The organism is Pseudomonas sp. PS01298 (genome assembly GCF_029959745.1).
In the GTDB taxonomy this organism is placed as follows: Bacteria; Pseudomonadota; Gammaproteobacteria; order Pseudomonadales; family Pseudomonadaceae; genus Aquipseudomonas; species Aquipseudomonas aylmerensis.
This window is the reverse complement of the sequence record NZ_JASCPP010000181.1, coordinates 1-7,750: the sequence shown is the minus strand read 5'-3', so window position 1 is coordinate 7,750 and position 7,750 is coordinate 1. Positions and strand designations below refer to the sequence as shown.

The 7,750-nt window shown below is 63.9% G+C and carries 7 protein-coding genes; 6 read left to right on the top strand and 1 reads right to left on the bottom strand.

Annotated features, from left to right (window positions below; all coding sequences use genetic code 11):
* Both QMX97_RS30895 and dacB read left to right on the top strand, forming a co-directional pair.
* Positions 1-202, top strand: a 202-nt coding sequence (locus tag QMX97_RS30895; protein WP_282398175.1) for a hypothetical protein, incomplete at its 5' end; no start/stop codon positions are given.
* 204 nt (positions 203-406) lie between these two features.
* The gene (gene dacB, locus QMX97_RS30890) at positions 407-1,864 is read left to right on the top strand and encodes a D-alanyl-D-alanine carboxypeptidase/D-alanyl-D-alanine-endopeptidase (protein ID WP_282398174.1); all 1,458 of its coding nucleotides are present in this window, start codon (positions 407-409) and stop codon (positions 1,862-1,864) included.
* 6 nt (positions 1,865-1,870) lie between these two features.
* Here the strand turns inward: dacB and QMX97_RS30885 are convergent, their stop codons facing one another.
* Positions 1,871-2,650 (bottom strand): IclR family transcriptional regulator, encoded by a 780-nt coding sequence (locus tag QMX97_RS30885; RefSeq protein WP_106805085.1) that lies wholly within the window; start codon positions 2,648-2,650, stop codon positions 1,871-1,873.
* Between the two features lie 119 nt (positions 2,651-2,769).
* Here QMX97_RS30885 and hmgA point away from each other — a divergent pair, with 119 nt between their 5' ends.
* The 4 genes from hmgA (at position 2,770) to QMX97_RS30865 (ending at position 7,524) form a co-directional block, all read left to right on the top strand.
* On the top strand, positions 2,770-4,053 hold the full coding sequence (gene hmgA, locus QMX97_RS30880) for a homogentisate 1,2-dioxygenase (RefSeq protein WP_282398173.1): 1,284 nt from the start codon (positions 2,770-2,772) through the stop codon (positions 4,051-4,053).
* 3 nt (positions 4,054-4,056) lie between these two features.
* Positions 4,057-5,343 (top strand): fumarylacetoacetase, encoded by a 1,287-nt coding sequence (gene fahA, locus QMX97_RS30875; protein ID WP_282398172.1) that lies wholly within the window; start codon positions 4,057-4,059, stop codon positions 5,341-5,343.
* Between the two features lie 12 nt (positions 5,344-5,355).
* Positions 5,356-6,000 (top strand): maleylacetoacetate isomerase, encoded by a 645-nt coding sequence (gene maiA, locus QMX97_RS30870; RefSeq protein WP_262132892.1) that lies wholly within the window; start codon positions 5,356-5,358, stop codon positions 5,998-6,000.
* A 162-nt stretch (positions 6,001-6,162) separates the two neighbouring features.
* On the top strand, positions 6,163-7,524 hold the full coding sequence (locus tag QMX97_RS30865; RefSeq protein WP_282398171.1) for an aromatic acid/H+ symport family MFS transporter: 1,362 nt from the start codon (positions 6,163-6,165) through the stop codon (positions 7,522-7,524).
* Positions 7,525-7,750 lie beyond the last annotated feature (226 nt).

The window sequence follows — 7,750 nt, the reverse complement described above, 5'->3', positions numbered from 1 at the left end:
TGCCCAGCAAGCTTTTTGGGGCCAACATGCTTCCTGTGACAAGCAAGCTTTTGGGAGCCAGCATGCTTCCTGTGACAAGCAAGCTTTTTGGGGCCAGCATGCTTCCTGTGACAAGCAAGCTTTTTGGGGGCCAGTGTGCTTCCTGGGACAAGCAAGCTTTTTGGGGGCCAGCATGCTGCCTGTGACAAGCAAACCTTTTTAGGGCCGACATGCTTCCTGTGGTGAGCGGGCTTGCCCCGCGTTGGGCTGCGCAGCAGCCCCAAATCCAGGCACCGCGATACCCCTGAAAAAAACGCAGTGGCTTTATTGGGGCCGCTTCGCCGCCCAACGAGGCAAGCCCGCTCGCCACAAACACCTTGAGCTGTTAGCGTTGCCGCCACCTGACGCTTTGCGGAACACGATACTGATGCACTTTGGACGATGGTTACACACCGGCACGCTGTGGGTCGGCTTGAGCTTTTTACTGGGCGGTTGCGCGAGTGTTTCGCCGACCTCCACCCCAGCGACCCTGGACCACCTGCTGGCCGACCCGGCCCTCAACGGCGCCACCGTCTCAGTGATGGTGCGCGACGCCCGCAGTGGCACCACCCTCTATCAGCACAACCCGCGCACGCGGTTGATCCCGGCCTCCAACCTCAAGCTGCTGGCCACTGCTGCGGCGATGGATGTGCTCGGCCCGCAGTACCGCTTTTCCACCCAGCTCTTGAGCAACGGCACCCGCCAAGGCGAGCGCCTCAGCGGCAACCTGTACCTGCGTGGCCTGGGCGACCCGACCACGCAGTTTGCCGACTACCAGGCCCTGGCCGCCCAACTGGCGAGCCAGGGCGTGCGCCAGGTGCAGGGCGATTTGGTGTTCGACGACACCTGGTTCGACGCCGAGCGCCTCGGCGTGGACTGGGCCCAGGATGACGAAAGCACCTACTACGGCGCACAGATTTCGGCGCTGACGGTGTCGCCCAACAGCGATTTTGATGCGGGCACTTTGCTCGTTACCGCCCGCGCGCCGGTAGCAGTCGGGCAACCGGTGAGTGTCGTGGTGAGCCCGGCCACCGATTATGTGCAGCTCAGCAATCGTGCGGTGAGCGGAGCGGGCAACAGCTACGCGATCACTCGCCAGCACGGCACCAACCTGCTGCAACTCAGCGGCGCGTTGGCGCCGGGCAAGCAGAGCCGGCAGTGGGTGAGTGTGTGGGAGCCGACGCAACTGGTGGCCAATCTGTTCGAGCAGGCGCTGGCGCAGCAGGGCATCCAGGTGCTGGGGCGGCGTGTGATCGGTGGGAGCAGCCCTGCGACGGCCACTGTGTTGGCGGAGCATCAATCGGCACCGCTGCAGGACCTGATCACGCCGTTGCTCAAACTCTCGAACAACAATATGTCCGAAGCCTTGCTCAAGGCCATGGGCCGCAAGACCTCCAATGCCGGCACGGCAGCGGCGGGCGTGGCGGCGGTGGCGGGCTTTCTGCAGCGCCAGGGGCTGGACCCGGCGACGCTGAGCCAGGTGGACGGCTCGGGCTTGTCGCGACGCAACCTGGTGTCGTCGCAGACCCTCACCGACCTGCTGCTGGCCGCGTCCAGACAGCCGTGGTTCGAGGCCTGGTACAACGCCTTGCCGATCGCCGGGAATGCCGACCGCATGACCGGTGGCAGCCTGCGTTATCGCCTGCGTGGCAGCGTTGCCGAAAACAACCTGCACGCCAAGACCGGCTCGATGGCCGGCGTGTCATCGCTGAGTGGCTACATCACCGACGCCAAGGGGCGGCGCCTGGTGTTCTCGATGATCAGCAATAACTACGTGAGTGACGCCGCGCCTATTCGCGCTGTGGAAAACCGCGTGGCGCTGGCCTTGAGCCAATGGCACGAGTGAGTTGACTCAGGGCTGATAGCCCATGCGCCAACTCACGGCCCGAGTGGCGGCCAGCAAGTGCTGGGCCGCCGGGCCATCTTCATCGGCGTGAAACAGTGAGGTGGGGCCGACCACGGTCATCACCGCCGCCACTTGCCCGACCGCGTTGAACACCGGCGCCGACAACGCATCCACCCCCGGCATCAGCAGGCCGTGCACAAAGTGCAGGCCGCGCTGGCGGATCTGCTCGCAGGTGCGCGCATAGGCCTGATCGTCCGCGAGGGCATGGGCGATGCCGGCCTGGACCTCACGCTCACGCAACTCCACGGTTTCCCGCGAAGGCAGGAAGGCGCTGAATACCAGCCCGGTGGACGAACTGAGCAACGGCAACACCGACCCCAACTGCGTCACCACGGTGATGGCGCGCACCGCCGGCTCGATGTGCACGACGGTCGCGCCTTGATTGCCCCACACCGCCAAAAAGCAGGTTTCATTCAATTCATCGCGCAGTTCCGCCAGCGGCATTGCGCCGACTTTCAACACATCCATGCTGCCCAGCGCGGCCAGGCCGACACGCAGCGCCTCGCGGCCGAGACCGTAGTGGTTGGTGGCGGTGTTCTGTTCGGCAAACCCCGAGGCGATCAGCGCCTGCAGGTAACGGTGCACCTTGCTCGCCGGCATTTGCACATGATCGGCCAGGCGTGACAGCGAGGTGGCCGGCGACAATTCGGCCAGGGCCTTGAGGATATCGGTGCCCACTTCGGCCGAGCGGACTTTCTGTTTACCGGTGTCGCGGGGCTTTTCCATGGAGGGGCGAGAATCCGAGAGATGAATGGGCGTCTTTATAGCTTGACGGTCGACAGTGATCAAATTACGTTATGCGTAACTGGATTACGATAAAAACAACTTCCGTCAGAGGATGATCCATGAACCTCGAATACCTCTCGGGCTTCGGCAATGAATTCGCCAGCGAAGCCCTGCCCGGCGCATTGCCGGTCGGCCAGAACTCCCCGCAAAAAGCGCCCTACGGGCTGTACACCGAACTCTTCTCCGGCACTGCCTTCACCATGGCGCGCAGCGAAGCCCGCCGCACCTGGCTGTATCGCATCCAGCCGTCGGCCAATCACCCGGCGTTCGCCAAGCTGGAGCGGCAATTGGCCGGTGGACCACTGGGCGCGGTGACGCCCAATCGCCTGCGCTGGAACCCGTTGGATATTCCGAGTGAGCCGACGGACTTTATCGACGGTCTGGTCGGCATGGTCGCCAACGCCGGCTCGGAAAAGCCTTCAGGTATCAGCATCTACCACTACCGCGCCAACCGCTCGATGGACCGCGTGTTCTTCAACGCCGATGGCGAGTTGTTGCTCGTCCCCGAGCAGGGGCGCCTGCGCATCGCCACCGAACTCGGTGTGCTGGACGTCGAGCCGCTGGAAATCGTGGTGCTGCCGCGCGGCCTTAAATTCCGCGTCGAACTGCTGGATGCGCAAGCGCGCGGTTACGTCGCCGAAAACCACGGCGCAGCGCTGCGCCTGCCGGACCTGGGGCCCATCGGCAGCAACGGCCTGGCCAACCCACGCGACTTCCTCAGCCCCGTCGCCCACTACGAAGACCTGAAGCAGCCGACAACGCTGGTGCAGAAATTCCTCGGTGAACTGTGGGCCTGCGAGCTCGACCACTCGCCGCTGAACGTGGTGGCCTGGCACGGCAACAACGTGCCGTACAAGTACGACCTGCGCCGCTTCAACACCATCGGCACGGTGAGTTTCGATCACCCGGACCCGTCGATCTTCACCGTATTGACCTCGCCCACCAGCACCCACGGGCTGGCCAACCTCGACTTCGTGATCTTCCCGCCGCGCTGGATGGTGGCCGAGAACACCTTCCGTCCGCCGTGGTTCCACCGCAACCTGATGAACGAATACATGGGCCTGATCCAGGGCGCCTACGATGCCAAGGCCGAAGGTTTCCTGCCCGGCGGCGCCTCGCTGCATAGCTGCATGAGTGCCCACGGCCCGGACGGTGAGACCTGCACCAAGGCCATCAATGTGGACCTGGCGCCGCACAAGATCGACAACACCATGGCCTTCATGTTCGAGACCAGCCAGGTACTGCGGCCCACGCAATTCGCGCTGCAATGCCCGCAGTTGCAACTTTCCTACGACGCGTGCTGGGCCTCGTTGCCTGCCACCTTCAACCCGAATCGGAGATAACCCATGACGCAATCAACCCTCACCCGCAGCTGGGTAGCCTCCGCCAACGGTCATCGCGATTTTCCCCTGCAGAACCTGCCGCTGGGCGTGTTCAGTATCAACGGCTCGGCACCGCGCAGTGGTGTGGCGATCGGCGACGCGATCCTCGACCTGCACGCGGCCGTGGACGAGTTCGACGGTGAAGCCCGGCGTGCAGTTGAAGCCACCGCCGGCGGCCAGTTGAACGCCTTTTTCGAACTCGGCCGAGGCCCGCGCGTGGCGTTGCGCGAACGGCTGCTGGAACTGCTCGCGGAGGGCAGCAAACTGCAAACCCGTGAAGCGCAGGTGTTGCATCGCGCCGCTGATTGCCAGATGCACCTGCCAGCCAAGATCCACGACTACACCGACTTCTACGTCGGCATCGAGCACGCGCAGAACGTCGGCAAACTATTCCGCCCGGATAACCCGCTGCTGCCGAACTACAAGTACGTGCCGATTGGTTATCACGGACGCGCCTCGACCATTCGCACCTCGGGCGCCGAAGTCCGTCGTCCCAAAGGCCAGACCCTGCCGGCCGGGCAGACCGAACCCAGCTTCGGCCCCTGCGCACGCCTGGACTATGAGCTGGAACTGGGCATCTGGATCGGCCAGGGCAATGCCATGGGCGACTCGATTGCAATTGGCGATGCGGCCGAGCATATCGCCGGTTTCTGCCTGCTCAATGATTGGTCGGCGCGGGATATCCAGGCCTGGGAATACCAGCCGTTGGGGCCGTTCCTGTCGAAAAGCTTTATCACCACGATCTCGCCCTGGGTGGTGACGGCCGAAGCGCTGGCGCCGTTCCGCAAGGCGCAACCGGCGCGTCCCGAAGGCGACCCGCAACCGCTGCCGTACCTGTTGGATCAGCGCGACCAGGCGGACGGGGCCCTTGATATCGAACTGGAAGTGCTGCTCACCACCGCGTCGATGCGCGAGCAGAACCTGCCGGCCCACCGCCTGGCCCTGAGCAACAGCCTGCATATGTACTGGACCGTGGCGCAGTTGGTTGCGCACCACAGCGTCAATGGCTGTCAGTTGCAGGCCGGTGACCTGTTTGGTTCAGGCACCTTGTCGGGGCCGCAGGCCGGGCAATTCGGCAGCCTGCTGGAGATGACCGAAGGTGGCAAAAAACCGATTGAATTGCCCTCCGGCGAGGTGCGCAAATTCCTCGAAGACGGCGACGAAATCATCCTGCGTGCGCGTTGCAGTCGCGAAGGCCATGCCTCGATTGGCTTCGGCGAATGCCGCGGCACCGTGGTCGCCGCGCGCTAGGAGGGCAGGGTGATGGAACTCTATACCTACTACCGCTCCACCGCGTCGTACCGGGTGCGCATCGCTCTGGCGCTCAAGGGCCTGGATTTCACTGCGCTGCCAGTGAATCTGCTGGTGCCGGCGGGCGGCGCCAATCGCCAGCCGGAGTACCTGGCCATCAACCCGCAGGGCCGCGTGCCGGCCTTGCGCACAGATGACGGCGAGTTGTTGATCCAGTCTCAGGCGATCATCGAGTACCTGGACGAACGTTATCCACAGGTGCCGCTGTTGTCCGAAGACCTGGCCACCCGTGCGCACGAGCGCGCGGTCGCTTCGATCATTGCCTGTGACATTCACCCGCTGCACAACTCCAGCACCCAGAACCTGCTGCGCCAGTGGGGACATGACGAGGCGCAGTTGCTGGAATGGATCGGGCACTGGATCAGCCAGGGCCTGGGCGCGGTGGAGCAGTTGATTGGCGACGAGGGTTATTGCTTTGGCGCGCAGCCGGGGCTGGCGGATGCGTTTCTACTGCCGCAGGTGTATGCGGCGGAGCGCTTCAAGGTGGCGTTGACGGCGTACCCGCGTATCGGGCGGGTAATGGCGTTGGCGGCTGGGCATCCGGCGTTTCTTCAGGCTCATCCCGCAAATCAGCCGGATACCCCTGCCACCCCGTGAATCTGAAGGCTTGCACCGATCAATTGTGAGAGCGGGCTTGCTCGCGAATGCGCTGTATCAGTCACAGAGTCGACGACTGACACTCTGCTTTCGCGAGCAAGCCCGCTCCCACATGGGGTCTCCAGCGTGTCCAGAATATAAAAACAATACAGGTACCTTGCGATGCACAATCAGATTGCCAGCTTTCGCGCGGCACTCGACGCCCGTCCGGTGTCGCGCTATCAGTGGTTGATCCTCCTGTTGCTGGCGCTGCTGCTGGTGACCGATGGCTACGACGCCCAGGTGCTGGGCTATGTAGTGCCTGCGCTGGCCAAGGATTGGGGCCTGGAAAAAGCCGCCTTCGGCCCGGTGTTCAGCGCCAACCTGTTGGGCCTGACCCTCGGCTCGCTGCTGGTGACGCCCCTGGCGGATCGGTTTGGTGTGCGGCGCATCCTGCTTGGCTGCGTCCTGATCTACGCCAGCCTCACGGTACTGATGGTGTTCGCCAACTCGTTGACGACGCTGATGGCCGCGCGGTTTATCTGCGGCATTGGCATGGGCGGGGCGATGCCCAGCGCCATGGCCTTGATGTCGGAATATTCGCCGCCGCGCCTGCGCACCCTGATGGTGACCCTGGCGGCGTGCGGTTTCTCGTTCGGCGGCGCCGCGGGCGGGTTTGTGGCGGCGGGCTTTATCGAGGGGTATGGCTGGCAGGCGGTATTCCTGGCGGGCGGTGTCACGCCATTGCTGCTGTTTCCTTTCCTGATGTGGCTGCTGCCGGAATCACTGCCGCGCCTGCTGCGTGATGCGCCGCCGTATGCGCGGCTGCAGAAGGTCACCGCGCGCATGCTGCCCGGCTGGCAGGCGCCGCCGGCAAGCGCGGCGGAAAACGCTCAAGAGCAAGGCAGTAAGCTGACGGTGGTGGAGTTGTTTCGCAATGGCTACGCGCGTCCGACCGTACTGATCTGGGCGACCTTTTTCGTCAGCCTGATCCTGCTGTACTTCATGATCAGTTGGTTGCCGTCGCTGTTGCTGGAAAGCGGCCTGGCCCTCAAGCAAGCCAACCTGGTGACCTCGATGTTCCTGTTTGCCGGCACCTTGGGCGCGATTGGCATGGCGTGGTTTGCCGACCGGTTGAAGAGTAAGGTCCGGCTGCTGTCCGGCGTACTCGCGGCAGCAGCCGTGTGCACTGTGCTGCTGGGCTTGAACCACGACAATCCGCGCTACCTGGTGGCCTGCGTGTTCGCGGCCGGGTTCTGCATCATCGGTGGGCAACTGACCCTGAATGCCTTCGCCAGCAACTTCTACCCGGCGCACGTACGCGCCACGGGTACCGGCTGGGCATTGGGTGTGGGGCGGTTTGGCTCGATCCTCGGGCCGCTGTTTGGCAGCATGCTGCTGGCGATGCAGATTCCGGTGCAGCAGATTTTTTTCTTCTGCGCGATTCCGGCGGTGATTGCCGCATTGCTGATTATCCAGGTGCGCTCGCCGGGTGTGGGGTCGGCGGAACGCCCGGTGCCGGGCGATATTCTCAAGACCCCTTGAGGCCAGGCGCGAGTCACTGTGGCGAGCGGGCCTGTCGTGGTGAGCATGCTTGTTGTGGGGGGCTTGTTGTGGCGAGCGGGCTTATTGTGGTGAGCATGTTTATTGTGGCGAGCGGGCTTGCCCCGCGTTGGGCGGCGAAGCCGCCCTAAACCTCGCGCTGGGGTATATCTGACACTCCGCATGGGTTTTTGATGGGGCTGCTGCGCAGCCCAACGCGGGGCAAGCC

Bases quoted from the DNA above. Each gene is read 5' to 3' on its own strand.
- fahA (WP_282398172.1), top strand. From the start codon at position 4,057: ATGACGCAATCAACCCTCACCCGCAGCTGGGTAGCCTCCGCCAACGGT.
- QMX97_RS30865 (WP_282398171.1), top strand. From the start codon at position 6,163: ATGCACAATCAGATTGCCAGCTTTCGCGCGGCACTCGACGCCCGTCCG.
- hmgA (WP_282398173.1), top strand. From the start codon at position 2,770: ATGAACCTCGAATACCTCTCGGGCTTCGGCAATGAATTCGCCAGCGAA.
- maiA (WP_262132892.1), top strand. From the start codon at position 5,356: ATGGAACTCTATACCTACTACCGCTCCACCGCGTCGTACCGGGTGCGC.
- QMX97_RS30885 (WP_106805085.1), bottom strand. From the start codon at position 2,650: ATGGAAAAGCCCCGCGACACCGGTAAACAGAAAGTCCGCTCGGCCGAA.
- dacB (WP_282398174.1), top strand. From the start codon at position 407: ATGCACTTTGGACGATGGTTACACACCGGCACGCTGTGGGTCGGCTTG.